Origin of the sequence: Methylobacterium sp. BE186 (genome assembly GCF_031457035.1) — a bacterium.
Lineage (GTDB): Bacteria > Pseudomonadota > Alphaproteobacteria > Rhizobiales > Beijerinckiaceae > Methylobacterium > Methylobacterium segetis.
Map to the genome: position 1 here is coordinate 1 of NZ_JAVDVV010000030.1, position 21,614 is coordinate 21,614.

Annotated in this window: 31 protein-coding genes and 1 pseudogene; 17 read left to right on the plus strand and 15 right to left on the minus strand. The window is 69.9% G+C overall.

What is annotated here, in order from left to right; translation table 11 throughout:
- A pseudogene (cpsB, locus tag J2X36_RS22780) lies at window positions 1-197 on the plus strand (mannose-1-phosphate guanylyltransferase/mannose-6-phosphate isomerase); the annotation flags it as partial.
- A gap of 249 nt (window positions 198-446) precedes the next feature.
- Window positions 447-743: a hypothetical protein gene (locus J2X36_RS22785; RefSeq protein ID WP_310354099.1), complete on the plus strand. Its 297-nt coding sequence runs from the start codon at window positions 447-449 to the stop codon at window positions 741-743.
- A gap of 18 nt (window positions 744-761) precedes the next feature.
- Here J2X36_RS22785 and J2X36_RS22790 read toward each other — a convergent pair whose 3' ends face one another.
- Window positions 762-1,028, minus strand: coding sequence for a pilus assembly protein PilZ (locus J2X36_RS22790; protein WP_310354101.1), 267 nt, complete (start codon window positions 1,026-1,028; stop codon window positions 762-764).
- Between the two features lie 410 nt (window positions 1,029-1,438).
- Between J2X36_RS22790 and J2X36_RS22795 the strand changes: the two genes are divergently transcribed.
- Window positions 1,439-2,083, plus strand: coding sequence for a response regulator transcription factor (locus J2X36_RS22795; RefSeq protein ID WP_310354102.1), 645 nt, complete (start codon window positions 1,439-1,441; stop codon window positions 2,081-2,083).
- Between the two features lie 120 nt (window positions 2,084-2,203).
- Window positions 2,204-2,419, plus strand: coding sequence for a hypothetical protein (locus J2X36_RS22800; RefSeq protein WP_132251173.1), 216 nt, complete (start codon window positions 2,204-2,206; stop codon window positions 2,417-2,419).
- A gap of 58 nt (window positions 2,420-2,477) precedes the next feature.
- On the opposite strand, the gene J2X36_RS22805 is transcribed toward J2X36_RS22800, so the two are convergent.
- Window positions 2,478-2,714, minus strand: coding sequence for a hypothetical protein (locus tag J2X36_RS22805; RefSeq protein WP_132251171.1), 237 nt, complete (start codon window positions 2,712-2,714; stop codon window positions 2,478-2,480).
- Between the two features lie 223 nt (window positions 2,715-2,937).
- Between J2X36_RS22805 and J2X36_RS22810 the strand changes: the two genes are divergently transcribed.
- Entirely contained in the window at window positions 2,938-3,285 is a 348-nt protein-coding gene (locus tag J2X36_RS22810; protein WP_310354106.1) for a hypothetical protein, read from the plus strand.
- Between the two features lie 161 nt (window positions 3,286-3,446).
- Here J2X36_RS22810 and J2X36_RS22815 read toward each other — a convergent pair whose 3' ends face one another.
- Window positions 3,447-3,665, minus strand: coding sequence for a hypothetical protein (locus J2X36_RS22815; RefSeq protein ID WP_310354109.1), 219 nt, complete (start codon window positions 3,663-3,665; stop codon window positions 3,447-3,449).
- Between the two features lie 181 nt (window positions 3,666-3,846).
- Here J2X36_RS22815 and J2X36_RS22820 point away from each other — a divergent pair, with 181 nt between their 5' ends.
- The 3 genes from J2X36_RS22820 (at window position 3,847) to J2X36_RS22830 (ending at window position 6,123) form a co-directional block, all read left to right on the plus strand.
- Window positions 3,847-5,232 (plus strand): methyl-accepting chemotaxis protein, encoded by a 1,386-nt coding sequence (locus tag J2X36_RS22820; RefSeq protein ID WP_310354111.1) that lies wholly within the window; start codon window positions 3,847-3,849, stop codon window positions 5,230-5,232.
- A gap of 128 nt (window positions 5,233-5,360) precedes the next feature.
- Entirely contained in the window at window positions 5,361-5,741 is a 381-nt protein-coding gene (locus J2X36_RS22825; RefSeq protein ID WP_132251163.1) for a hypothetical protein, read from the plus strand.
- Window positions 5,742-5,814: 73 nt separating this feature from the next.
- Window positions 5,815-6,123 carry a hypothetical protein gene (locus J2X36_RS22830; protein ID WP_310354117.1) on the plus strand — a complete coding sequence of 103 codons (309 nt, stop codon included), beginning with the start codon at window positions 5,815-5,817 and terminating at the stop codon, window positions 6,121-6,123.
- A 22-nt stretch (window positions 6,124-6,145) separates the two neighbouring features.
- On the opposite strand, the gene J2X36_RS22835 is transcribed toward J2X36_RS22830, so the two are convergent.
- Window positions 6,146-6,472 carry a hypothetical protein gene (locus J2X36_RS22835; protein ID WP_310354119.1) on the minus strand — a complete coding sequence of 109 codons (327 nt, stop codon included), beginning with the start codon at window positions 6,470-6,472 and terminating at the stop codon, window positions 6,146-6,148.
- Window positions 6,473-6,694: 222 nt separating this feature from the next.
- Here J2X36_RS22835 and J2X36_RS22840 point away from each other — a divergent pair, with 222 nt between their 5' ends.
- The 3 genes from J2X36_RS22840 to J2X36_RS22850 all read left to right on the plus strand — a co-directional run bounded on the left by J2X36_RS22840 (window position 6,695) and on the right by J2X36_RS22850 (window position 8,412).
- Entirely contained in the window at window positions 6,695-7,426 is a 732-nt protein-coding gene (locus tag J2X36_RS22840) for a LuxR family transcriptional regulator (protein WP_132251157.1), read from the plus strand.
- Between the two features lie 93 nt (window positions 7,427-7,519).
- Window positions 7,520-8,176, plus strand: coding sequence for an acyl-homoserine-lactone synthase (locus J2X36_RS22845; protein WP_310354124.1), 657 nt, complete (start codon window positions 7,520-7,522; stop codon window positions 8,174-8,176).
- A 38-nt stretch (window positions 8,177-8,214) separates the two neighbouring features.
- Window positions 8,215-8,412 (plus strand): hypothetical protein, encoded by a 198-nt coding sequence (locus tag J2X36_RS22850; RefSeq protein WP_132251153.1) that lies wholly within the window; start codon window positions 8,215-8,217, stop codon window positions 8,410-8,412.
- A 380-nt stretch (window positions 8,413-8,792) separates the two neighbouring features.
- Here the strand turns inward: J2X36_RS22850 and J2X36_RS22855 are convergent, their stop codons facing one another.
- The 7 genes from J2X36_RS22855 to J2X36_RS22885 form a co-directional block, all read right to left on the minus strand.
- Window positions 8,793-9,044, minus strand: coding sequence for a DUF6894 family protein (locus J2X36_RS22855; RefSeq protein WP_132251151.1), 252 nt, complete (start codon window positions 9,042-9,044; stop codon window positions 8,793-8,795).
- A gap of 277 nt (window positions 9,045-9,321) precedes the next feature.
- The gene (locus J2X36_RS22860) at window positions 9,322-10,053 is read right to left on the minus strand and encodes a Crp/Fnr family transcriptional regulator (RefSeq protein WP_132251149.1); all 732 of its coding nucleotides are present in this window, start codon (window positions 10,051-10,053) and stop codon (window positions 9,322-9,324) included.
- A 187-nt stretch (window positions 10,054-10,240) separates the two neighbouring features.
- The gene (locus J2X36_RS22865; protein WP_310354128.1) at window positions 10,241-10,480 is read right to left on the minus strand and encodes a hypothetical protein; all 240 of its coding nucleotides are present in this window, start codon (window positions 10,478-10,480) and stop codon (window positions 10,241-10,243) included.
- A gap of 35 nt (window positions 10,481-10,515) precedes the next feature.
- The gene (locus J2X36_RS22870; RefSeq protein ID WP_310354129.1) at window positions 10,516-10,743 is read right to left on the minus strand and encodes a hypothetical protein; all 228 of its coding nucleotides are present in this window, start codon (window positions 10,741-10,743) and stop codon (window positions 10,516-10,518) included.
- 23 nt (window positions 10,744-10,766) lie between these two features.
- Window positions 10,767-11,408: a hypothetical protein gene (locus tag J2X36_RS22875; RefSeq protein WP_310354131.1), complete on the minus strand. Its 642-nt coding sequence runs from the start codon at window positions 11,406-11,408 to the stop codon at window positions 10,767-10,769.
- Between the two features lie 55 nt (window positions 11,409-11,463).
- Window positions 11,464-11,733, minus strand: a complete 270-nt coding sequence (locus tag J2X36_RS22880; RefSeq protein ID WP_207919152.1) for a hypothetical protein — start codon at window positions 11,731-11,733, stop codon at window positions 11,464-11,466.
- A gap of 350 nt (window positions 11,734-12,083) precedes the next feature.
- Window positions 12,084-13,319 carry an adenylate/guanylate cyclase domain-containing protein gene (locus tag J2X36_RS22885; protein ID WP_310354132.1) on the minus strand — a complete coding sequence of 412 codons (1,236 nt, stop codon included), beginning with the start codon at window positions 13,317-13,319 and terminating at the stop codon, window positions 12,084-12,086.
- A 232-nt stretch (window positions 13,320-13,551) separates the two neighbouring features.
- Between J2X36_RS22885 and J2X36_RS22890 the strand changes: the two genes are divergently transcribed.
- The gene (locus J2X36_RS22890) at window positions 13,552-13,701 is read left to right on the plus strand and encodes a hypothetical protein (protein ID WP_310354134.1); all 150 of its coding nucleotides are present in this window, start codon (window positions 13,552-13,554) and stop codon (window positions 13,699-13,701) included.
- A gap of 188 nt (window positions 13,702-13,889) precedes the next feature.
- The gene (locus J2X36_RS22895; protein WP_310354136.1) at window positions 13,890-14,510 is read left to right on the plus strand and encodes a class I SAM-dependent methyltransferase; all 621 of its coding nucleotides are present in this window, start codon (window positions 13,890-13,892) and stop codon (window positions 14,508-14,510) included.
- A 99-nt stretch (window positions 14,511-14,609) separates the two neighbouring features.
- Here J2X36_RS22895 and J2X36_RS22900 read toward each other — a convergent pair whose 3' ends face one another.
- Window positions 14,610-15,785 (minus strand): MFS transporter, encoded by a 1,176-nt coding sequence (locus J2X36_RS22900; RefSeq protein WP_310354137.1) that lies wholly within the window; start codon window positions 15,783-15,785, stop codon window positions 14,610-14,612.
- 106 nt (window positions 15,786-15,891) lie between these two features.
- Complete coding sequence (locus J2X36_RS22905) at window positions 15,892-16,131, minus strand: hypothetical protein (protein WP_132251137.1); 240 nt, start codon at window positions 16,129-16,131, stop codon at window positions 15,892-15,894.
- A gap of 94 nt (window positions 16,132-16,225) precedes the next feature.
- On the opposite strand from J2X36_RS22905, the gene J2X36_RS22910 reads away from it, so the two are divergent.
- Both J2X36_RS22910 and J2X36_RS22915 read left to right on the plus strand, forming a co-directional pair.
- Window positions 16,226-16,870 (plus strand): DUF47 domain-containing protein, encoded by a 645-nt coding sequence (locus J2X36_RS22910; RefSeq protein WP_132251135.1) that lies wholly within the window; start codon window positions 16,226-16,228, stop codon window positions 16,868-16,870.
- A gap of 8 nt (window positions 16,871-16,878) precedes the next feature.
- Entirely contained in the window at window positions 16,879-17,886 is a 1,008-nt protein-coding gene (locus J2X36_RS22915) for an anion permease (RefSeq protein ID WP_310354141.1), read from the plus strand.
- Between the two features lie 121 nt (window positions 17,887-18,007).
- Here the strand turns inward: J2X36_RS22915 and J2X36_RS22920 are convergent, their stop codons facing one another.
- Entirely contained in the window at window positions 18,008-19,177 is a 1,170-nt protein-coding gene (locus J2X36_RS22920) for a hypothetical protein (protein WP_310354143.1), read from the minus strand.
- Between the two features lie 94 nt (window positions 19,178-19,271).
- Window positions 19,272-20,291 (minus strand): SDR family oxidoreductase, encoded by a 1,020-nt coding sequence (locus J2X36_RS22925; RefSeq protein WP_132251129.1) that lies wholly within the window; start codon window positions 20,289-20,291, stop codon window positions 19,272-19,274.
- A gap of 302 nt (window positions 20,292-20,593) precedes the next feature.
- On the opposite strand from J2X36_RS22925, the gene J2X36_RS22930 reads away from it, so the two are divergent.
- On the plus strand, window positions 20,594-21,280 hold the full coding sequence (locus J2X36_RS22930) for a PspA/IM30 family protein (protein ID WP_310354146.1): 687 nt from the start codon (window positions 20,594-20,596) through the stop codon (window positions 21,278-21,280).
- Window positions 21,281-21,316: 36 nt separating this feature from the next.
- Window positions 21,317-21,589 carry a YiaA/YiaB family inner membrane protein gene (locus J2X36_RS22935; RefSeq protein WP_132251125.1) on the plus strand — a complete coding sequence of 91 codons (273 nt, stop codon included), beginning with the start codon at window positions 21,317-21,319 and terminating at the stop codon, window positions 21,587-21,589.
- Window positions 21,590-21,614 lie beyond the last annotated feature (25 nt).

Sequence of the window (21,614 nt, forward strand, 5' to 3'; positions counted from 1 at the left end):
TGAAGGGCACGGCGGAGGTGACGCTCAACGAGCGGCTGGTGCTGGTGCACGAGAACGAGGCGATCTACCTGCCGATCGGCTCGATGCACCGGCTGACCAATCCGGGCAAGATCCCGCTGGAGTTGATCGAGGTGCAGGTCGGCTCCTACACCGGAGAGGACGACATCATCCGCGTCGAGGACGTCTACGGACGCTGAGCGCCGCGAGGCGTAGCAGCGCGGACCCGCCGCAACAGACTTGGGCGTTCGCAAAAAATTTCAGCTTTTGCGCGATAAGGACGCCTGATAACGAGAACGTTCCTCGCACCAAGTCGAGGACGAGGAAGTGGCGCGTGCCGTGAGACGTACGATGGTCGCCCTTGACGACTCCCGAGCGATGACGTCGGTCTTAACGAAATCTAGGCGCGAGCACGGAAACGCGGTTTAGGTTGTTGGATGGTGCCCCTCATGTTGATTCCGGCGCTGTTCGCAGTCTTCGGAGCCTTATGCGGCCTCTGGCTCTCGGTGGTCGGAGTCGCGTTCACGACGCTCGGGCTGATCGTCGTCTGCGGGCTCGCGAGCTACGTCTTCAACGGACCCCTCACACCGCTGCTTCTGCTCGGCTGCGCCCTGTCCCTGCAGGTGGGCTACGTCCTCACGGTGGCGCTCAGGAGCCTCGTCCTGCACATGCGGAGGGTGCGGGCGGCCGGCAAGCCGGTGCGCAAGGATCAGGCGCCGACCAAGCTTCCGAGCGAGCAGAGGTGAGCGGGTGTCGCGGCCTCCTCACCCGCCGAACTGCACCGTCAGCTTGCGCCCCTCCCGTCCCGTGACCCGGCAGGCCCGGTCGAGGGACAGGTCGGCCGATTCCAGCCGGAAGAGGTTCGGGGCGATGGAGTGCGGCTCGATCTCGAGGATCGCGCCGTCGCCCGTCAGTTCCCAGACGAGGCATTCGAGGCCGACCGGCTCGCTGTCGAACCGGATCACGCCGAAGCGGAACGCGTTCCGGCGGCCGGTCGGGGTAGTCAGAGCAGCCCCCCCGTCTGCCGACAAGGCCGCCTGCGGAAGGGCCTCCGAGAGCGTCGCCGCTCGTCGGCCACAGGCCACTCCCACCCGGAACAGTCGCGCGTGAGCGCGCAGGCGCGAGGCCTGCAGGATGCAACGGGGCATATGAGGCCGGATCGTCCCGCCACCCGGAAAGCCTTCGGTCAGGCATCTAAGCCGTTCCTCGATATGCATGCCGTCCGCGCGCGATCCAGCGGGCCGAGCGCCCACCGTCGGAAATGAGTTTTTCGCTCGCTCCCGCCGTATCGGCTCGGCGCGAGTCGGAAATGAAACAACGGTTTCGGACCATCGTCGGAGGAAGTCTCCCACCTTGTGCCGTATCCCGCGCCCGGGCCGCGTGGAACCCTGTCGACATCCCGCGCGCTCAGGATGCCGCTCGGTGAGGAACGGTGGCGGCCATGTTGAAGCTCGCGCGCGTCGCGCTCATCGCATCCGGGAACGACGAGCGTCGGCACGCCCTTGTCGCCCTCGTGCGCGCCCGGGGTTGCTTCGTCGAGGTGATCGCGTGCTCCTCCCTCTCCGAGGCGCGCCGCGTCGTCAGTAGTCGGGCCGACGTCGCGCTCGCGATGCTCGATGGTCAGGATTTCGAGGCGGGGCGCACGGCAACCCTGCTCGACCTGCGTCTCGTCTTCCCGGGCCTGCGCGTGGTGGTGATCGCGGCTACGGACGAGCGGGATGACGTGCTCGCCTGCCTGCAGGCCGGCGCACATGGCTACCTCCCGGCGGATCTGCCGCCCGAGGCGCTCGCGGCCGCGGTCGCCAGGATCTGCGAGGGCGGCGTCTTCGTCCCGTCCTCGCTCAGCCGCCTGCCGGCGCCGAAGCCGGACGAGCGCGCGAGCGAAAGCTCGCCGCTTCGGCAGGGCCGGGACGCGGGCTTGACGGCTCGGCAGAACGACGTGCTCGGCCACCTGCGCGCCGGGCGCAGCAACCGCGACATCGCACACCTTCTCCACCTCGCCGAGAACACGGTGAAGGTTCACACCCACACCATCTTCCGCAAGCTCGGCATTTCGCGCCGGAAGGACCTGATCGACACGCCCTGATCCGAGGCGGCCCGGGAAATCTCACGGCCGCCGGAACGATTCTCTCCGCGCGCCGTCATGCCTTACAGAACCGGCGGTTCCGCGAAGCGGGCGGCGGCCGGCACCCGGAGGAACGCGCAGATGCTGGTCCACGAAGTGACCGATGCCCTCGGAGGCAGCAAGTTCGTCTTCGACGTCACCCGGCCGGTCCCGGCCTTCATCGGCGCGGAGGAGCCGGAGGAGGAGCGCACGGCCTTCCCGGCGGACGGGCGGGACAGCCCCCGCGAGCTGTGCGATCAGGCAGGGCGGCGCGCCTGCGGACGCCGATCGCCGGAATCGATCTCCACGCGGCGCTGACCCGCATTCGGCGCGAAATCGCCCCCCGCGCCCATTGCTGGCCTTGAAGTAGCACAGTTCAGCCGCGCCCGATTTCCAGGCCGGCCGGCGGCAGGAAGCTCAGGTCGGCGATGGCGAGCGCGGCGCGGATCGCCTTCAGGGTCCGCTCGTCGGCGCCATCCTGAAGGGCTTCCGCCAGCAGCGCGGAGATCGCGAAGAAGAGATCATCGCGCTTCGGGTTGCCCCTCAGGAGCTGCTCGTCCTCAAGCAGCGCCGCCAATCGGACCATCATCGGGCAGGATATGTCGAGGGGCATCTACACTTGCCCGTTTATTTCCAACGCGAAAAGTATTTTATCAGTATTTCCCGGCACGAAAACCTACACTTGCGTACTAATCAGGCCTAGCTCAACCCATCGGAAGCCGGTTACAGGAGAGCACACCGGCGGCCGCATCGAGTCGGGCATTCCCGCGGGAACCGGAGGGTCGGGCTCCGCGTCATTCCAGCATCCCCGGCCCGCCCAAATGACGAGGACCGTCATGCGCGCTTCGCCCCTCTACCTGCTCGCCGCTCTCGCCCTCGCGCATGCCCTGCCGGCCCAGGCGCAGGGGCTGCCGAGCTCGAACCTGAACAGCATCAACGACGCTCTCGCGGGCCAAGCCCAGATCCGGTCGCTCCAGCAGCAGCAGCAGGCGGATCGAAGCGCGCTGCGCATGGATATGCAGCGCAACGTCCTGTTTCGGCCCGACGCCGGCTATACGGCCCCGGTGATCCTGCGGCGCGGCCACGGCTTCGGCGCCTCCGGCCCGCACCACACGGGCGGCATCCGGAGCGGGCGCACACGGCTCGATCGCAGCCTCGACACAGGCATCTGTGTCGGCTGCTGAAGCCATCGGCATCCTTGAGGGTGGTCCCGGGCGCCGCCCTCGCGCACGGCGCTGCGCCCTGATCGGACTCGCCCCGTGCGGCTCGCGGGTGAGAATGCCTGTGTCGGCAAGGCTGTGATTCGGACCGAGGCCGAAGAGGTGTGCGCCGCCGCTGAATATGGTCAGGCCGCGGCTTCCGGCTCCCGGGTGCCATCCTCGATCGCCACCTCGACGGGGCCGCAGAGACCCGCGGCGATCTCGGCGAAGCCACGGCCGTAAGATTTCGACACCGCTTCCCAGAAGCCCGCCCCGCCCCCGTCGGGCAGGGACTTCAGACGGAGATTGATCGCGTCGCGCGCGGCCTCGGCCAAAGCCTCGACCTCCTCGGCGGCGATCCCCATGAACCTCTGCATCATCGGCCCCCGCGAAGCGTCGCTATTCCTGCAAACGCCTCGCCGATGAAACCGATCCCCCCATCGCCTGCCTCCGTACCGACCGCATAGCCGGCGCAGCACCAACGTCAGGTAGAAATTAACGATCCAGGCTCATCCTGCCCACGAAGAATTGCGGAGGGAGCGCAGCATGTTTCGGTCGGCCATCGGGAGCTTTCGCGCATCACAGGCGCCGGCCGAGCCTCTGACATCGGAGCCGCAGCCGATCCGGGAGGAGGCGCGTCTCCTGGCCGCTGTCGAGCGGCTGATCGCGAGCCAGAATCTTTCCGCCGCCGATCTGCCGGCCGGCCCGGTATCGGACGCGCTGCGCCGTCTCGAGACCGCCCGGAGTGCGAAACGGCGGCGCGATCTCTCCGCCATCGCGCGGCTCGGCCGGGAAGCGTCGGAGGCCGCCATCAACGTGGGCTGGACCACATACGATGTCGGCCAGATCGCGGGCTCCTCGCAGACCATCGCCAGCGCCACCGAGGAGATGGTCGCCTCGATCGCGCAGGTCGCGGAAACCTCCGAGGGCGCCGGAGCCCGCGCGCAGGAGGCGCAGGCCGCGATGACGCTCTGTCTGCGCGACGTGCAGCAGACCCGGGAGGCGATGCAAGCGATCCACGATCGGACGATGCAGATCGACGAACGCCTCAAGGTGCTCCAGGGAGCCATCGCGCAGATCGGGACGATGGCGGCCACCATTGCCGGCATTTCCGGCCAGACGAACCTGCTCGCGCTCAACGCGACGATCGAGGCGGCCCGCGCCGGCGAGGCGGGGCGCGGCTTCGCCGTCGTCGCCGCCGAAGTGAAGGCGCTCTCCGGGCAGACGGCGAAGTCGACGGAGGAGATCCGCTCCTGGCTCGGCACGCTCCAGACCGAGATGGCGTTGATCTCGGAGGCGGTGGGCGAGAGCCGCGAGGCGGTGGCAAGCGGAGGCAGCATCGTCGCGCAACTCGGCTCGCGCATCGCCGAGGCCGAGACCGGCATCACCGAGACGAGCAGCCTCACCCACGCCCTCGCCCAGACGCTCGGCCAGCAGCGCACGGCGACGGAGGAGATCGCGCGCAACGTCCAGGAGATCGCCGAGAAGTCCGCCAAGACGCGCACCGAGATCGACAGCATCACCGAACGGCTCGCCAAGGCGGAGAATACGGCCCAGACCGCCCTCGACGCCGTCGCGGAGCCCGACCCGGTCTACCCGCTGCTGCGCCTGCCCGCCGACATCGGAACCTGGAAGCGCCGGCTCGCGCGGATCCTGGCGGGCTTCACTCCGCCCGAGCCGGGCGCGGCCGCGATGCGGCCCGGTCAGACGCTTCGGCTGAGCCAGATCCTGGCGCAGGGCCCGGAGGCCGGGCACCCGGCACTCCCGGCTTTCGGCCGCGCCGAGGAGGCAGCCCTGCGCGAGGCCGAGCAGATGGTCCAAGCCATCGCGCGCAGCGACTGGGACAGCGGCACGCCGGCCTACCGCGCGGCCTCGAAGGCGATGAAGGACATGCTCGACGCCGCCGAAGCGATCACGGGCGTGACCCGCTAGGCCCCCGCCACGCGCCCATTGCTCCGGCCGCGCGATGCATCGCGCGGCCGGGCAAAATCCTGTATCCTGTATGCAACCGCATATCGCAGCGGACGTTGGAGGCTGCGGCTATTTGGGGGCAGCGGGACATGACGAGAACCGCACTGGCGATCGCGGCCGTGCTGATCGGGACCGGCCATCCGCTCGCGGAGGAGATCCGCTACTTCTGCGCGGAGGACGCCAAGGTTGCCCTGACGGGCAGCGAGGCGAGCGTCACGGCCGCGCGGCAGGAATCGCGGCGCTTCGACGTCGAGATCTCGGACGACACCATGTTCGTGAAGGGCGGCTACCCCGGCATCTACCGCTGCACCACGGCGGAGGAGGGCAAATCGAAGATGACCTACTGCCGCTCGGCCGACCGGAAGGTGATCTTCGCGATCGACGCGTCCAGCCTGCGCTTCTCCCTCGCGCGCCTCAGCACCGAGGATACGGCAGCGCCCTTCGTCTCGGCGGGGAAATGCGTCGATTGACGCGGCGTCCGACCGTTTAACGTCTCGCTCACCCTGACGGCAGGGAAATCGTCGGCCTCCTCCGGAAGCGTGCATGATGCAGGCTTGGGAGGTGCTCATGTTCGTGCTGATGGCGATGGCGATAGCCGGCGGCCTGGTGACCGGCGCGGCCCTGGCCCCGCAGGGTTTCCTGATCGCGATCCTCGGTGCGCCGCTCGGCGGCAGCCTGTGCGCCGCACTCGCGGCGTTCGTGCTGATGCGGCGGCGGGGCGCCGATTGGCGCGAGGATGCCGATCTCGACGCGCGGACCGACGCGATGGTCGCCTCCTTGCGGGCCCTGGCGGAGCGAGGCCGCAGCACGGACGAGGTCCCATCCGCTTCGGCGGGGACCCGGGCCGCTTGAGACGGCCCAGTCGGACTCTGTCCTAATCCGGATCCGGCCCGTCTGCGGCGCGTCCCCCGAGAACCGGCTCGGCGCGCCCCTCCGACTGCCGGCGGCAGATGGCCTCGACCGCGCGCAGCGCCTCGAGGCGCGCGTCCTCGTCCTGGATCGCCTCGAAGGCCTTGTGCAGCCGCAGGCTGTCGAGCAGGCGCTTGCGCTCGATCGGGGGCGCAGCCGCACCGTTCGAGGGCGGCGCACCATCCCCGTCCATACGCGCGGGCGGCGGCGGATCACCGAAGAACAGGGCCGGATTCATTTCGAGCGCCGCCGCGATCCTGTGAAGCAGCTCCCACTCGTAGTCTTTCGACATCGCGGCTCACCTCTCCGAACGGGGGCTCGGGCACGGCCCGACGTGGCGGGATGCAGGGGGCGAGCACCGCGTCAGGAAGACCCGGCGCCTACCGAGGAGGAAAACGAGCCTGTTCATACAATTTCCCCGGGCGTCATCCAGCCCTGGTGAGGACACCACGTTAAACTATCTCGTGTGTTTCTGGTTTGGTACAATCAGCGGTCTCCATCGCGATCGTCCTGCGTGCCCGATATCCGACAGACCTCGTTCGACATCATCCACCGTCTACGGGCCACGAAGTCGCGCGCGGACGTCTACGCCGAGTTGCGGGCGGCGGGGGAGGTCTTCGGCTACGACGCCTTCCTGATCGGAGGCTTGCCCCAGACCGAGGCCGAGGGCCTGCTCGATTGCGCGATGATCACGGGCTGGCCGGACGCGTGGTCGCGGCGCTATCACCGCCAGGGTTACCTGCACCAGGATCCGGTGATCCGGCAGATCCGCCAGACGGCCGAGCCTTTCCTGTGGACGGAGGCGGCACGGGTACACGCCGACGCCCGCGGCATCCTCGTGATGGACGAGGCGCGCGGCGTCGGCCTGAAGGACGGCTTCTGCGTACCGTTCCACGATCTCGACGGACGGGAGGCCGGGGTCAGCTTCGGCGGCGAGCGGCTGAGCCTGTCCGAGGACGAGCGGGCCGGCCTTCACCTCGTGGCGATCTACGCGATGTCGAAGGCGCGCGCCGTCTCGGCCTTCCGCGGCAAGGGTGGCGGCGACCCGATCAGCGGCCTCACCGAGCGCGAGATCGAGTGCCTGAAATGGTCGGCAGCGGGAAAGAGCGCCTGGGACACGTCGCAGATCCTGACGATCTCCGCGCGCACGGTGGAGGCGCATCTCGCGAGCGCCGCTCGCAAGCTCAACGCCGTCAACCGCGTCCAGTCGATCGCCGAGGCGCTGCGGCGCGGGATCATAGCCTGACGCGGGCACCCGCTTCCACTCCGTAAATCTACGAATACGCCGGCGCCCTCACCTGCCCGACCCTGCCGCGGAGGAAGGCAGGAGCGCGCGAGCATGTTCAAGCTGTTGAGCGGTGAGGCCGGGTCGGAGGATCCGGGCCTGATGGACAGGGTCTACCGGTTTCGCCACGACTTCTTCGTCGAGCACCTGAAATGGGAAGCCTGCCGCAGGCCGGACGGGCGCGAGACCGACGCGTTCGACACGCCCGAGTGCTACCACGTGGTGGGGCTCGACGGAGAGGAGGTCGTCTCCTATTCCCGCCTTCTGCCCACCACGCAGCCGCACCTGCAGACCCATCTCTACCCCGAGATCCTGAAGGGCGCGCCTGCCCCGTCCGGGCCGCGGATCTACGAGTGGACGCGCTGCGCCGTCGCACCGAGCAAGCGTGAGAGCAGCCGCGGGGCCGATGCGGTCTCCGGCCCCTCCTTCACGGCGGTGGCCGAGGCGGCCGAATTCCTCGGCCTGGAAGGCCTGCTGGTCCAGACGCACCCGATTCTGGTGAGCCGCTTGATGACCTTCGGCTGGGATGTCGAGGCGCTGGCGCTCCCCTGCCCCTACGACGGCTCGACGATCCTCCCGATCTGCGCGCGCCTGCTGCCCGAGACGATCGAGACGCACCGCCAGATCTTCGGCCTCACGCGGTCGGTCCTCGACATCGAGACCGTCGATCGTTCCCGCCGTATCGAGGCCCCGCGCCGCCGCTCCGCCTGAGGCGTCCGACGCCCAGGCTCCTCGAAGGGGACACGCCCATGCCGCACGCCTCCACACACGACGGCGCCGAATCCGCCAGCGCGGCGGCGCGCGCCGCCGCGCGCTGCCTCGAAGCCCGCGAAGCGATCCGGCAGATCGGGGATCCGACGCTCCAGGCGGTTTTCGACCTGCTCCTGTTTCAGATCGGTCGGGAACTCGCCAAGGAACTCGAGAGCGACACGCGCCCCCTCGAATGACGGGCGGGGTGCGAGCGCCCGAACCAATCCGGCAGGGAGGTCCGGAAACGGCTTTGACGCCGGGCCGCGATCGGCCGTAGCCTGTCCGCGGAACGGAATGCCCGACGACCCGGCCCGCCTCGCTTCCTTCGAGGGCAGGCGGCGACACGGATCGGGGCGCCCGGTCGTCGGGAGGCGTGAGAATGTTTGCCGGATTGCGCGGCCCAGTATCGCTGCGGCTCGTTGATGCCTGCCCCGTTCTGGAGCGTCATCTGACACCGCGCCGCCGCCGTGCCGCGAACGACAACGCACGGCGCTCCGTCGACAGGCGGTTGGCGCTCTCGGGCGCCGTGTTCTGCGCGCTCGCCCTGATTGCGGCCCTTGCCGGACCCTGGCCGCTGCTAGGATGAGCGATCGGGCTTCGCCCATTCGCCGGCGAAGCTGAGCGTGCCGCGGTAGAGGATCGCTCCCGCCTCGTCGCGCACGCGAACCAGGAAGACGCGGCCCTCGCCTTCGGTGATCTTCTCGCGCGCCATATCGGGCAGCATGGCCGTCGCGAGGCGTTGTGCGGTCACGGCGTCGGGCAAGTCCTGCCCTTCCTCGTCGTGAACATGCAGCTCCCCGTCGTCCGAGTCGATGAAATAGCGCGGCATGTCCCCCTCCCCCGAGACGCGGGAGAAGAACAGAACGGTGCGACCGCGGTTCCCACCCATCAGCATCGTGGAACACCGAGACGCCTGCGGGGACCGCCCGCCGGCAGCAACCTTGAGTGTTGTCGTTACGCCATCACCTCGTCCGGGACACCCTGAGGCCGGTCCGTGCGCCCCTTGCCGACGGCGTCGCCGCCCTGGAGCCTCGACGAACCGGGATGAGGCAAGGATTGTCGGGAGAGTGCGGTCCGGCGGTCCCGAACAGCCGGGCCGCGCCATGCTACCGTTCGAGCCCGAGATAGGCGGGATCGAATTCGGAGATCCGGACGAGAGCCTGCCAATCCTCGAGCACCAGGGTGCTGTTCTGCAGGCTGACCAGCTTCTGCCCCCGCAGGGTTTGGAGGACGCGGTTGACGTGGACGTTCGACAGCCCGAGCGCGTCGCCGAGATCGACCTGCGTGACCGGCATCGGGCAGCGTCCGTCCCCCGCGAGGCCCACAGCGCGCAGCTTGAGGTACAATTCGCAGAACAGGTGCGCCATGTTCTCGAAGGCGGAGCGGCGCCCCAGACCGAGCATCCAGGCCCGCAGGACCGCCGCATCGATGAAGGCGCTGCGCCAGAAGATGGCGGCAAGCCCGGGATGGGTCGCGATCAGCTCTCGGAGAGCCTCGTGCGAGATGCAGGCGATCGTCGCCTTGGTCAGCGTCGCGACGCTGTGGTCCATCACCGGCCTCTGGAGTCCCTCCAGATCAGGAATGTCGCCGGGAATGTGGAAGGAGAAGATCTGCCGGCGTCCGCGCGACAGCAGCTTGTAGCGGCAGGCCCAGCCCTGGAGGACGAGGCAGCACTGGCCCGAGCGGTCCCCGTCGCGAGCGATGTCCTGCCCCGCCGACAGGACGCGCACGGTGGCCGGCAGCCCGGCGATGGCCTGACGTTCCTGCGGCGTCAGCGCCCCGATGGTCTCCAGCTTTCGGCAGAGAACATTCAGCGACTGTTCGGCAGCCGAAACCACGCGTCCTTGCCCCGCTCCACGCTCCGGAGCGCCCGGACGTTGCCCGCCGCTAGCGCTCGCCCTGGTTGTACCGAGGGCGAAATCTAGCTAGCGCGCGAGAAGGCGCTTTTGGTTGACCCAGGTTAAAAGGCGCAGCGTTTTCCCACTCGGAAGCGCCTCACCCCCCTCTCCGGGCCTCGGCGCCCTCTCATCGGCAGCCAGCGCAGATTCCGTCGAGAATTGGGTCGAGCTCTCTCTGTCGCCGCGTCCGCTCGGTGGGATCGCTCGTCGGCGCGGAGGCCGCACCCGGTGGCACGGTCTGGCCGGAGGGCGCCGTGATCGTCGTCTCCGGGCCGCCGCCGATCCCGGTGACCGCCTCGGAGGCGCTTGCCGGGCTCAGGAAGAGGCCGGTCATCAGGAGGGCGGCGGCGTAGTGCGTGCTCGGCATGGTCGTCAGGTCCTCTACTTCTCCGGGATCCGTTCTCAATGGGCCGAAACGGCAGAGGTCTGGCTGCCCTGGTGCGGGATGGGGCGCTGGGGCGTCGGCCGCTCCACGGGCACCTCCACACCGAGCAGTTCCCCGTGGGGTCCGGGGTAGATCATCCACTCCGCCGGCTGCTCGACGGGGCGGGCGCGGGTATCCGCGACGGCCGTGCCCACGAGACCGGCGATCAGGCCGGCGAGCCCGGCGGTGCCGACAAGGCGAAGCATGGGATCCTCCTGTGGTTGGGTGTTCAGGGTTGCCGGTCGAGGGCGTTGCGGCCGGCGTGCGTGATCGTCCATTCGCGCCGCCCCTCCGCATCGAGGCGCCCCGTCGGCTCGACGAGGCCCCGATTGCGCAGGGCCTGGATCTGCGTGTCGCTGGGCGCGTAGCCGCGGGGCGACCGGGCGAGGATGCCGAGGCGGTAATTGGCGAGGGGCGCGAGTGCCGGCTCGTCGGCCTCCGCCCGCTCCGCGCGGACCCATTCGGCGAACTCGGTCCAGGGATCCGCCTCGTCGGACCCCGTCTCACCGCCCGCCTCGGCGCTGTGGCGCAGGATGTCGGCGAGGATGTCGGCCCTGTCCCGTTCCCTCAGATGGTGCCAATGCGTGCGGAGCCAGCCCGTGCACAGCCTCGCCGCGTCGCGCGGGCGGCTCAGGCTGTAGCGGACCGCCGCCAGCACGATGAAGCCGGTGTCCCCGCTCGCGGGATCGATGCCGCGACCTTCGTGCCACTGGCCGATCTCGGCGTGAAGGATCGATTCCACCGTTCGCCACTGCCCGATAGTGAGCGCGACCGCGGGCCGCACCGCCTCGCTGCGGCACCGGGAGCGGCACACGGCGAGTTGCCGCTCCACCTCGGCCGCGACCCCACGGCGCTGACCCCTCTCCTGCATGTCACCCGTCATTCAGCCCCGCCGCATTCTCGTCGCCCTCACCGATGTCCGCGGCTCAACGCACCCGCCAGCCTGACGCCCAGTGCGGCTCGACGACACGGGGAGCCGCGCGATGGGCACCCGCACGCTCGGAGAGCATCGGCTGCCCGAGGATCTGTCCGGTCGCGCGGCGCTGCGAGTAGAGCGAGCGCGGGTCGTGCTCGGGGTGGTGCACGAAGGAACTCATATGGGCGCCACCCGCAGGCTGGCGGCTTCCCTCTGCGGCCGCCGGTCCGGCGAGGCCGATCATCAGCGCGAGGGCGGCGGTCGCGGCGTAGAACGTCATCTGCAAACTCCTGTCGCTTGTTGGGATGATCAGCCGAATGATCGGCTGACATCTGATGATGTTCTAGATAGAGAAAGATCGATCTTACTCAAGTGACATAAGTCACACCGGACCTAATCGGCTTTAATCCCCCGCGTAAGTCTTTCGTGTGACGCGACGCACGAGATGATTTATCCGGAAATTCTAGAACAGGATTAAAGCAAGCCGGCTCGGCGCATCGATCAGGCTCGTCCCTGGCATGCCAAATACCGGATATGACCGAGCTCTTCTCGACCTGATCTGCCGGCAGGCATCGCCCTCGCGCGCGGCGGCGCGGGTCGCATGCGGCTCACCTTGATGGGTGGCCCGTTTCAGTCGAGGGTGAGGAGGGGCAGCGCCTGGCTCGCGCCGTCCTGCTCGCGGACCGGCCTGAGCCTGGGACCCTCGTCCGGATCCTGCTCAAGCAGGCGGGCAAAATCCTTCGATACCGCGAGCTCGAGACCGGCGGCCTTGGCCCGGCTCTCGATGCGGGCGAGCTGATTCATGGCGGTTCCGAGAACGGTGAATTCGGCCCGGAATCCGTCGTCGAACACGCCGACGAGCACGTCGCCGGCATGCAGGGCGACGATGATCGACAGGGCGGGCGCCCCGTCCTCTTCCCGCTCCCGGTTGAGGTCCCGAAGCCGCCGCCCGATCGTGCGCGCGCTGCGCAGCGCCGCGCGGGCCTGATCCTCCGCCCGGCCCGACACGAAGAGCGCGAGGATGGCATCGCCGACATACTTGTCGACGATGCCCCCCTCCTCCGTCACGGCAGCATGGGTCAGCGCGCGGATATCGAGGAGGGCACGCACCACGTCGTCCTGGGCCTGCGCCCGCGTGAAGGCCGAGAAGCCGCGGATGTCGAGGGCGAACAGGCAGGCGTGGCGCAATTTCGCGGAGCCGAGCCCCCCTTCCCGGGCGAGGTCGGCGGCGACCTTCCCGGGTACGAAGCGTGCGAGCACCGCCTTCTCGTGCTCGACGCGCAGCGCCGTCGCCACGGCCGCGCGCAGGCGCCTCGTCCCGTCGATCACGACGAGACTCGCTGCGAGGAAGGTGAGGAGGCCGGAGACCTCCTCCGTCAGCGAGATCTGCGGCCCGAGAAGGCCGCTCTCCGGGACGAGGGCGGCGAACAGGATGGTGCCGCCCCAGGCGAGCGTCACCAGTCCGGAGAAGAGGATCGTGTGCGCGACCCGCATGGCGAGGCCGGTCTGGAGGAGGAGCAGGAAGGCCGGCAACCGGCTCACCGCTGCGACCGCGTCCTCCGCCCCCGTGCCGGCACCCGCCATCATGTGCTCGACGACGAGGTAGAGGGCGATGCCGGCATTGAGCAGGGTAGAGGCGCGGGCGAGCCATTCCGCCTTGGAGGCGCCCTCCTCCTCGCCGGGTTCGGCAGGAGCGTCGTGCCGATCCGCGAGGCCGAGACCGATCGAACAGACCGCGTAGACCGCGAGCACCACCCAGTAGCTCGTCGCGTGGAGCGTGCCTCCGGCGGCGAGCGCGGTGGCGAGCAGGACGAGCACGATGATCAGGTGCAGGACGAGGGAGCCCCTGCCCGCCGCAACCCGCATCGGCCGAAGCGCGGCACCGTTTCGGCCATTCCCCTGCACCCGCTCCGACACTGCCCCGCGATCTCCACGCTCCGCCCGGCCCGCACCGGCCCCGTAACACATAGGCCCCGGATCGGTCGCCGCGGCGGGACCGGATCACGAAACAATCAGGGAGGGGAGAAGAAACACCTCGGCAACCTTGAGAGGTTATGACCGTCCCTGCTCCGTTCGGGAGCGTCGAGAGGAGGCCCGCATGCCCGCTGCCCGCCCGCTCCGCCGGCTCCTGCAGCCGATGTCACGGATCCTCACGGCGGCCGGCCGCGCAGTGATGGGCGCCGCGGAACGCGACCGGACCCTCCCGCCCCATGCTCCCGGCGAGGTGGTGTTTCGGCACTACGTCTGAAGGCGCAGCGATCCGGACGGTTGTCGCGAGGCCCTCATCGTCCGCGAGGGGCTCGACCTGCCCGGCTTCGCGGCCGACCCGCGGTGCCGATCGCGGCGGGACATGCGCAGCTGGCGCGGTTCTTCTCGCGCCGCACCCGGAGATCGCCGCCCGGTTCGGGAGGCGAGTTCACGAGGCGGGAGGACGACATGGGCTTCTACGAGCGGCATCTGGGCCCGCGCCTCGTCGGCTGCCTCTGCGGCCTGGCCGACATTGCCGCCGAGCGCGAGCGGCTGGTGCCGCGAGCCAGCGGCACCGTCCTCGAGATCGGGTTCGGACCGGGCCTCAACCTGCCCTACTACGATCCGGAGCGGGTGACGCGGGTGATCGGCGTGGATCCGAGCGCCGCCTTCCTAGGGCTCGGAGCGGAGCGCCGCCGCGCCGCCCGGGTTGCGCTCGATATCCGTCAGGCCCCCGCGGAGGATCTGCCCCTGGCCGACGCCACGATCGACACGGCGCTGGTCACCTTCACGCTCTGCTCGGTCGCGGATCCGGCGCGTTGCCTGTCGGAGATCCGGCGCGTGCTGCGCCCGGGCGGGAGCGTGCTCTTCGTGGAGCACGGGCTCGCCCCGGACGCCGGCGTCGCGCGCTGGCAGCGGCGGCTGAACCCGCTCTGGCGGGCGCTGGCGGTGGGATGCAACCTCACGCGGCCGGTCGCGGACAACTTCCGGTCGGCGGGCTTCTCGCTTCCCGAACTCGACGCGTTCTACATGCCCCGGAGCCCGCGCCCGCTGAGCTACATCAGCCGCGGCGTGGCCCGGCTCTCGTAGAGACGCTTGCATGATCGCCGAATCATGGACGTTGCCCCAACCTCTTGATGCAGCGCATTCTCTTCACGCGAGCCGGAACCCGCCCCGCTTAGACCTGCGCTAGCGCACTCGCCAGAGCGCTCCGACGAGACCGACATTCGCGAGCGCGAGGGCGGCGAGGATCGCGAACAATGCGTCGGCCCCGCCTTCTGTCACCACGAAGGCGCCGACGAGGGGCGCCAGAGCCTGCGCCACCAGCCCCGGCCGCGCCAGGCGCCCGATCAGCCTCGCGTAGCGCTCCGGCCCGAAAAGGGCGAGCGGGACGGTGCCACGGGCGATCGAGTAGATGCCGTTGCCGGCGCCGTAGAGGACGAGCGCCAGCGCCACGGCGGGCAACCCATTGGCGAGGAGCAGGATGCCCAGCGCGATCAGGCTCATCGCGGCGGTGAGCGTCCAGAGGGGATGATACCGGCCCCGTCCCGCCATCTCGAGGATCCGCGCGGCCACCTGCGACGGACCGATCAGGGCACCGTAGGTCACCGCGGAGGCGAGCGGCACGCCGCGAGCCTGGAGCAGCGTGACGAGATGCACCGAGGCGAGTGTCATCACGGTCCCGCCGAGCGTCAGCACGCCGGCCATCAGGAGGAAGGCCCTGCGCTCCCGTCCGCCGAGAGCCGTCGGAACCGGGGCGGAAGGCTCCCCCTTGCGGAGGGGGTGCGGGGCCGGGTTCGGTACGAGCGCGAGCACGAGCGGCAGGGCCACGCAGAGCTGCAGGCCGGCATAGGCGAGGCAGGTGCCGCGCCAGCCGGCCTGCTCCACCAGGAAGGCGGAGAGCGGCCAACTCACCGTGCTGGCGAAGCCGCCCCAGAGGGTCAGCGCCGTGATCGCCGGCCGCGCTTCGCTGCCGTAGAGACGGCCGAGCGTCGCGAAGGCGGGGTCGTAGAGCCCCGTTCCCATGCCGAGGCCGAGGAGCAGCCAGCCGCCGAGGAAGGTGGGCAGAGCCGGTGCGAGGGCGAGGACGACGAGGCCGGACGCCGTGACCAGGGCCGAGAAGGCCAGGACCGGCCGGCCGCCGCGCCGGTCGACGGCCTCGCCGATCCGCGGCGAGACGAGGCCCGCCACGAGGAGGCCCGCCGAAAGGCCGCCGACGACGCCGGCGAGGGGCCAGCCCGTCTCCGCCGCGATCGGTGCCGCGAGAACGGAGAGGAGGTAGAAGGTCGAGCCCCAGGACAGGATCTCGAAGATCCCGAGGGCGCCGACGACGACAGAGCGGCTGCGGTTGGAATGCGGGCTCATGCGGGCGCCCCCCATCCGCGGTCCCGCGCCGGCCCACACCTGCGCGGAACACCCGGGGGCTGCCCCGCCCGATGCCGCGTCATCGCCCCCTTCACCCGGCCCCTCCTCAGATCGCGCGGACCTCGCCGGGGCGGAGATTGATGGCCTTCGTCGTCCGAGGGGACAGGCTGCCGACGACGGCGATGCGCCCTTCCCCCTCCAGCAGGGCCCGGACCGCCGCCAGCGCCTCGCCCGGACTCTGCAGGACGGCCGCGTAGACCGCGTCGGCCGGCTGGCTGTCACTCTCTGAGACGGGCGTCACGGCAACGAGATAGGCGGTGTAGCGTTTGTGCTTGTCGTTCGCCATCGGGAACCGTCTTGCCACGCCGCGGGATGTGGAACAACAACACGGTCGGGGAAGAGATCTCGGGTGAGATCGTATCGCGTTTCGGAGGGCCTGGATGCTGGGGTGGTTTCGGGCCTTGATGCCCCGGGAAGACCGGTTCTTCGACCTGTTCGCCAAACATTCCGAGACGCTGGTGGCCGGCGCGGCGGCGCTGCAGGAGGCGCTGAAGGGCGGCGAGGCGGTGCCGCGCTGGTGCCGCGTCATCAGCGAACGGGAGAACGAGGCGGACGAGATCACGCGGGAGGTGCTGCTCGCCGTGCGGCGCAGCTTCATCACGCCCTTCGACCGCGGCGACATCAAGGACCTGATCCAGTCGATGGACGACGCCATCGACCAGATGCACAAGACGGTGAAGACCATCACGCTCTTCGAGATGCGCAGCTTCGACCCGCTGATGCAGGAGATGGGCGGCACGATCGTCGAGGCCGCCAACCTGACCGCCGAGGCGATTCCGCTCCTCAAGGGCGTCGGCACGCACGCGACGCGGCTGAGCGCCCTCACCGAGCAGATCACCCGGGTGGAGGGCCGCTCGGACGAGTTGCACGAGCAGGGGCTGAAGGCGCTGTTTCGCGAGCACGGGCAGTCGAACCCGATGGCCTACCTGATCGGTAGCGAGATCTACGAGCACTTGGAGAAAGTGGTCGATCGCTTCGAGGACGTCGCCAACGAGATCAGCGGCATCGTGATCGAGAACGTGTAGGGCAAGCCATGACAGACGCTGCCCTCGCCTTCCCCCTGCTCGTGGGCCTGATCGGCGTCGCGCTGCTGTTCGATTTCCTCAACGGCCTGCACGACGCCGCGAACTCGATCGCGACGATCGTCTCGACGCGGGTCCTGCGGCCGCAATACGCGGTGTTCTGGGCCGCGTTCTTCAACTTCATCGCGTTCCTGTTCTTCGGCCTGCACGTCGCCCAAACGCTGGGCACCGGCATCGTCGATGCGGGCATCGTCGACGCGCGCGTGATCTTCAGCGCCCTCGTCGGTGCCATCGCCTGGAACGTCGCCACCTGGATCCTCGGCATCCCCTCCAGCAGTTCGCACGCCCTGATCGGCGGGCTCGTCGGGGCGGGCGTGGCGAAGGGCGGATTCGACGCCGTGATCTGGGGCGGCCTGACCAAGACGGCGGCCGCGATCGTGCTCTCGCCGCTCTTCGGGCTGCTGCTCGCGCTCATCCTCGTGCTGATCGTCTCGTGGATCTTCGTGCGGGCGACGCCCTTCGCCGTCGACAACACTTTCCGCACCCTGCAATTCGTCTCCGCCTCCCTCTACTCGCTGGGGCACGGCGGAAACGACGCCCAGAAGACGATGGGCATCATCGCCGTGCTGCTCTACTCGCAGGGCCATCTCGGGGGCGAGTTCCACGTCCCCCTCTGGGTCGTGATCTCCTGCCAGGCGGCGATGGCGCTCGGCACGCTCTTCGGCGGCTGGCGGATCGTCCACACGATGGGCTCGAAGATCACCCGCCTGAACCCGATGCAGGGATTCTGCGCGGAGACCGGCGGCGCCATCACCCTGTTCACGGCGACCTGGCTCGGCGTGCCGGTCTCGACGACGCACACGATCACGGGCGCGATCGTCGGCGTCGGAGCGGCGCGGCGCACGTCGGCGGTGCGCTGGGGGGTGGCCGGCAACATCGTCGTGGCCTGGGTGGTGACGCTGCCCGCCGCCGCCCTCATCGCCGCCGCCTGCTACTGGCTCGTCGGGCTCGTGGCCTGAGCTCGCATCGGACCCCGCCTCAGCCCTCTCGGAGCCGTCCAACCGTGGCTGCGCGCGCGGGCGTCCGTCCCGAAGGAGCGACCGGGATCGAGGCGCGGGCGCAGCGCGCGGACGCCCCGCCTCAGCGCAGATAGATCACGCTGTAGAGCGTCCGCTTCAGCTCGTCCTCGGTGAGCCAGACGCGCCCGTTATCGCAGCGCTCGCGGATGCCCGCGCGCATGCGGGCGCAATATTCGCCGGTGTTGTCCTGGACGAGGTACTGGCAGGCGCCCGCCTCACGCCGCCGGGCGACGATCGCGCTCGAATGGTCGGCGGCGACGTCCGGGTCCTTGGGATCGCGCTCTTCCAGCACGTACCAGCTGTAGCCGACGGTGGGCGCGCGGCCATGGTCGAGGGCGTAATCGACCATGGCCAGCATGCGCGTGACGGTTGCCGGGGCCGGCGCCCGGCCCTCCTCCAGCATCTCCATGAACGCGAGTTGGTTGGCGGCGATCCGGAAGGAGACCGGCAGCAGCGGCACCGGCGGCGGCCGGCGCCGACAGAGCGCCTCGGCCTGCGCGAGCCACGCGGCGTTGACCGCATCGGCGCGGCGGCTGCGCAGCTTGTCGACGGTGGCGCCGACGCTGCGGAAGCTCATGTTCGGCGCCCGCACCGGGGCGCTGTAGCGGAGCGCCGCGAAATAGGGCGTGAAGTGCGCGTAGCCCTCGTGCGAGGGCAGGTCCCGCTCCTCGCACAGGCCGCCGAGATTGTAGAGAAGCGCCGCCGCGTCCTCTTCGCCGCCCTCCAGCTTGTCGAAATAGGGTTGCAGCTGCGGGTTGCCGTCGTGGCTGATATCGGCGGCGTTGCGGCTCCAGGCGATGTCGGCGAGATACGCCGGATGGGCTCGCAGGTGGTCCCGAATCCGGGTGTCGCCGATCTCCGACAGGCGAGCCGGATCGGCGAAGTAGAACTTCGCGGCAACGTCGAGGGGGGAGACGGCCACACCGACGCGCTGGGAGATCATGTCGGCGGTGGCGTAGGCGAAGCAGATGGCGCTGTCGCCCTGGCCGACCGGAATGTCGGCCGGGCGCGGCGAGATCCGGTTGCTGCCGGGCAGGCGGTGGGTCGCCGGCGGCATGGGGATCGTGACGGGCCGGCAGGCGGCGTTGCGCACGTAGCGAGGCTTGGCCGGCAGGATGCGCGGATCGAATGCCTCCGCGCGGGCCGCCAAAGCCGCGAGCGACATGGCGAGGGTGAGACTCAGCGCGCAGGCCGCCCGGCCCAGCGCCCATCCTGTTCCCCGGTCCCCCATGTCCCACCGACTGCCAAGCTCGAGCCCGGCGGCCGGCATATCACGGGTCGGCGCGGGCGGACATGCGGCCTGCGGGTCCCGCGGGTGCGGGCGTCTACGGCCGGCGCCCGCCGCGCGAGCCGCCCGTCAGCATCAGGGCCGCGGTCATCGCGACGCCCGCGGCCACCATCCCGGCGGTGGCCAGCGGGTTCAGGCTCGCCCGCGTGTAGGCGCTGGAGCGCATCACGTAGCCCGGATGGCTCCCATGCGCCTGTCCGTCGCCGCTCGGCCGGTGGAGCGCGCCCTCCGGGTTGCGCGGCGCCTCGTTCCGCTTCTGCAGGCTCGTGACGGCGGGCGCCAGGAGATCGTAGGCGCCGGGTGCGAATTCCTTCAGGCCCGCGAGGATCTTGCCGCCGCCGCCCACGAATATGTCCCGCTGCGGGTGCACGGCCGCGTGAAGGATCGCGTGCGCCACCTCCTCGGGCGGGTAGACCGGAGGCGGCAGCTTCGGCTCCCGGTCGGTGTAGTTGCGGGCCCGCTGGGGCAGCGGGGTGTCGATCGAGCCGGGCTTGATCAGCGTGACGGAGACGGGCGCCCCGACCTGCAGCAGTTCCATGCGCAAGGCGTCGGTGAAACCCTTCACCGCGTGCTTGCTGGCGCAGTAGATCCCCTGGAGCGGGAAGGCGAGGTCCGAGGCGACGCTGCCGAGATTGATCAGGGCGCCGCCGCGCTCCCGCAGGTGCTCGACCGCGACGAGGGAACCGTGGATCGTTCCCCAGAGGTTCGTCTGCAGGAGCCGCGCGCTGTCCTCGTCGCTGACCTCCCAGAGGTAGCCGTAGATCGTCAGCCCCGCGACGTTCACCCAGGTGTCGAAACCGCCGAACTCGGCCAGTGCCCGGTCGGCGATGGCCTGGACATCCGCTCGGACGCCGACATCGGCGACCACGTCGATCGCGCGCCCGCCTGCCCCCTCGATCTCGCTCCGGACCCGGGCGAGCGCCTCGCCGTCACGGGCAGCGAGCACCACCCGCGCCCCGCGCTCCGCCGCCATCCGTGCCGTGGCGAGGCCGATGCCGCTGGAAGCACCGGTGATGATGATCACCTGTTCGTCGAGCGGCTTGTGGATGCGGTTCATGGGCTCGTCTCTCGGGTCGGCGGCGCTTGCTCGAACCATCGCGTCGAACGCGGGCCGCGGGCTACGGGACTTCGGGTTGCACTTTTCGCCTTGGATGCAACTCGCGGATGCCAACTCGGCGAGGCGTCGACAGTTGCCGATCGGGGCTGCGGCGGATGGGCTGTGTCCTGAAGATGGACGAACGAGGCGGACGGCCAATCGCGGACCTACCTCTTTGCACGTCGTGCAAAAACGCACTTGAACGACGTTCAAACGTCTGCGAGACATCGGGTGTGAACACCGTTCAATCAGCGGAGTACCCGATGCTCAAGATGCTTCGTCTCCTCGCCCGCGGCGCCGCCGCCCGCGCCGCCGAGGACCTGTTCAATCAGAATGCGCTCCTCATCCTCGACCAGCAGATCCGGGAGACCCGGGCCTCGCTGGAACGCAGCCGCCAAGCCCTCGCCGTCGCGATCGCCGGCGATCGGGCCGAGGCGCGCCGGGCCGAAGCCGCCGAGGCGCGGGCCAGCGATTTGGAGATTCGTGCCGTCGCCGCCCTCAGGGCCGGTCGTGAGGATCTCGCCGCGGAGGCCGCCGAGACCATCGCGGAGCTGGAGAGGGAGCGGGACGCGATCCGCACCGCCCGCGCCACCTTCGCGGCCGAGGTCGCCCGCATCCGTGAGACGGTGGCCGATGCCGGCCGCCGCCAAGCGGAGCTGGAGCGCGGCCGCCGGGTCGCGGCGGCTTCCGAAGCCGTGCGGCGCCTCGGCGCCGGTACCCGCCCGCAGGAAACGGCGACGCTGCGGGAGGCCGAGGCGACACTCGCACGCCTTCGGGAGCTCCAGGCCGAGGCTTCCAACACCGAGGCGGCGCTCGCCGAGGCCGAGCCCGGCGCCGACATCGCCGAGCGCCTGAGGCGCGAGGGCTTCGGCGGCGACGACCGGCCGACCGGAGCCGCAATCCTCGAACGCCTTCGCCGCTCGGCGGGTCTTGCCGCCGAGCCCGCCTGATCACGGAACCAGCCCGCTACTGAAAAGGAGAAGACCATGACCAACGAGACACCCCGCCACTCGAGCGCCTGGGTCAGCTTCACCTACGCGTCCTTCATCGGTGCCGCCGCCATGGTCGGCTTCGGCATCCTGTTTCTGCCGGTCGATTTCTGGCTGAAGGGCTACCTCGCCATGGGCGTCGTGATGCTGGTGCAGTCCTGCGTGACCGTCACGAAAACGGTCCGCGACGTCCATGAGGCCAAGCGCATGGTCAATCGGATCGAGGATGCGCGTACCGAGCGCCTCCTGATGTCCGTCGGCAAGGAGTGAGGTCCAAGCCTCTCCACCCCGCTCC

What these genes read in the sequence shown, in the direction of transcription:
- J2X36_RS22900 (WP_310354137.1), bottom strand. Translation starts at nt 15,785, where the DNA reads ATGAGCCCGCATTCCAACCGCAGCCGCTCTGTCGTCGTCGGCGCCCTC.
- J2X36_RS22800 (WP_132251173.1), top strand. Translation starts at nt 2,204, where the DNA reads ATGCTGGTCCACGAAGTGACCGATGCCCTCGGAGGCAGCAAGTTCGTC.
- J2X36_RS22820 (WP_310354111.1), top strand. Translation starts at nt 3,847, where the DNA reads ATGTTTCGGTCGGCCATCGGGAGCTTTCGCGCATCACAGGCGCCGGCC.
- J2X36_RS22845 (WP_310354124.1), top strand. Translation starts at nt 7,520, where the DNA reads ATGTTCAAGCTGTTGAGCGGTGAGGCCGGGTCGGAGGATCCGGGCCTG.
- J2X36_RS22905 (WP_132251137.1), bottom strand. Translation starts at nt 16,131, where the DNA reads ATGGCGAACGACAAGCACAAACGCTACACCGCCTATCTCGTTGCCGTG.
- J2X36_RS22880 (WP_207919152.1), bottom strand. Translation starts at nt 11,733, where the DNA reads ATGACGTTCTACGCCGCGACCGCCGCCCTCGCGCTGATGATCGGCCTC.
- J2X36_RS22895 (WP_310354136.1), top strand. Translation starts at nt 13,890, where the DNA reads ATGGGCTTCTACGAGCGGCATCTGGGCCCGCGCCTCGTCGGCTGCCTC.
- J2X36_RS22815 (WP_310354109.1), bottom strand. Translation starts at nt 3,665, where the DNA reads ATGGGGATCGCCGCCGAGGAGGTCGAGGCTTTGGCCGAGGCCGCGCGC.
- J2X36_RS22925 (WP_132251129.1), bottom strand. Translation starts at nt 20,291, where the DNA reads ATGAACCGCATCCACAAGCCGCTCGACGAACAGGTGATCATCATCACC.
- J2X36_RS22890 (WP_310354134.1), top strand. Translation starts at nt 13,552, where the DNA reads ATGCCCGCTGCCCGCCCGCTCCGCCGGCTCCTGCAGCCGATGTCACGG.
- J2X36_RS22835 (WP_310354119.1), bottom strand. Translation starts at nt 6,472, where the DNA reads ATGTCGAAAGACTACGAGTGGGAGCTGCTTCACAGGATCGCGGCGGCG.
- J2X36_RS22865 (WP_310354128.1), bottom strand. Translation starts at nt 10,480, where the DNA reads ATGCCGAGCACGCACTACGCCGCCGCCCTCCTGATGACCGGCCTCTTC.
- J2X36_RS22850 (WP_132251153.1), top strand. Translation starts at nt 8,215, where the DNA reads ATGCCGCACGCCTCCACACACGACGGCGCCGAATCCGCCAGCGCGGCG.
- J2X36_RS22805 (WP_132251171.1), bottom strand. Translation starts at nt 2,714, where the DNA reads ATGCCCCTCGACATATCCTGCCCGATGATGGTCCGATTGGCGGCGCTG.
- J2X36_RS22910 (WP_132251135.1), top strand. Translation starts at nt 16,226, where the DNA reads ATGCTGGGGTGGTTTCGGGCCTTGATGCCCCGGGAAGACCGGTTCTTC.
- J2X36_RS22920 (WP_310354143.1), bottom strand. Translation starts at nt 19,177, where the DNA reads ATGGGGGACCGGGGAACAGGATGGGCGCTGGGCCGGGCGGCCTGCGCG.
- J2X36_RS22935 (WP_132251125.1), top strand. Translation starts at nt 21,317, where the DNA reads ATGACCAACGAGACACCCCGCCACTCGAGCGCCTGGGTCAGCTTCACC.
- J2X36_RS22810 (WP_310354106.1), top strand. Translation starts at nt 2,938, where the DNA reads ATGCGCGCTTCGCCCCTCTACCTGCTCGCCGCTCTCGCCCTCGCGCAT.
- J2X36_RS22885 (WP_310354132.1), bottom strand. Translation starts at nt 13,319, where the DNA reads ATGCGGGTTGCGGCGGGCAGGGGCTCCCTCGTCCTGCACCTGATCATC.
- J2X36_RS22855 (WP_132251151.1), bottom strand. Translation starts at nt 9,044, where the DNA reads ATGCCGCGCTATTTCATCGACTCGGACGACGGGGAGCTGCATGTTCAC.
- J2X36_RS22830 (WP_310354117.1), top strand. Translation starts at nt 5,815, where the DNA reads ATGATGCAGGCTTGGGAGGTGCTCATGTTCGTGCTGATGGCGATGGCG.
- J2X36_RS22825 (WP_132251163.1), top strand. Translation starts at nt 5,361, where the DNA reads ATGACGAGAACCGCACTGGCGATCGCGGCCGTGCTGATCGGGACCGGC.
- J2X36_RS22915 (WP_310354141.1), top strand. Translation starts at nt 16,879, where the DNA reads ATGACAGACGCTGCCCTCGCCTTCCCCCTGCTCGTGGGCCTGATCGGC.
- J2X36_RS22870 (WP_310354129.1), bottom strand. Translation starts at nt 10,743, where the DNA reads ATGCTTCGCCTTGTCGGCACCGCCGGGCTCGCCGGCCTGATCGCCGGT.
- J2X36_RS22785 (WP_310354099.1), top strand. Translation starts at nt 447, where the DNA reads ATGTTGATTCCGGCGCTGTTCGCAGTCTTCGGAGCCTTATGCGGCCTC.
- J2X36_RS22930 (WP_310354146.1), top strand. Translation starts at nt 20,594, where the DNA reads ATGCTCAAGATGCTTCGTCTCCTCGCCCGCGGCGCCGCCGCCCGCGCC.
- J2X36_RS22875 (WP_310354131.1), bottom strand. Translation starts at nt 11,408, where the DNA reads ATGCAGGAGAGGGGTCAGCGCCGTGGGGTCGCGGCCGAGGTGGAGCGG.
- J2X36_RS22795 (WP_310354102.1), top strand. Translation starts at nt 1,439, where the DNA reads ATGTTGAAGCTCGCGCGCGTCGCGCTCATCGCATCCGGGAACGACGAG.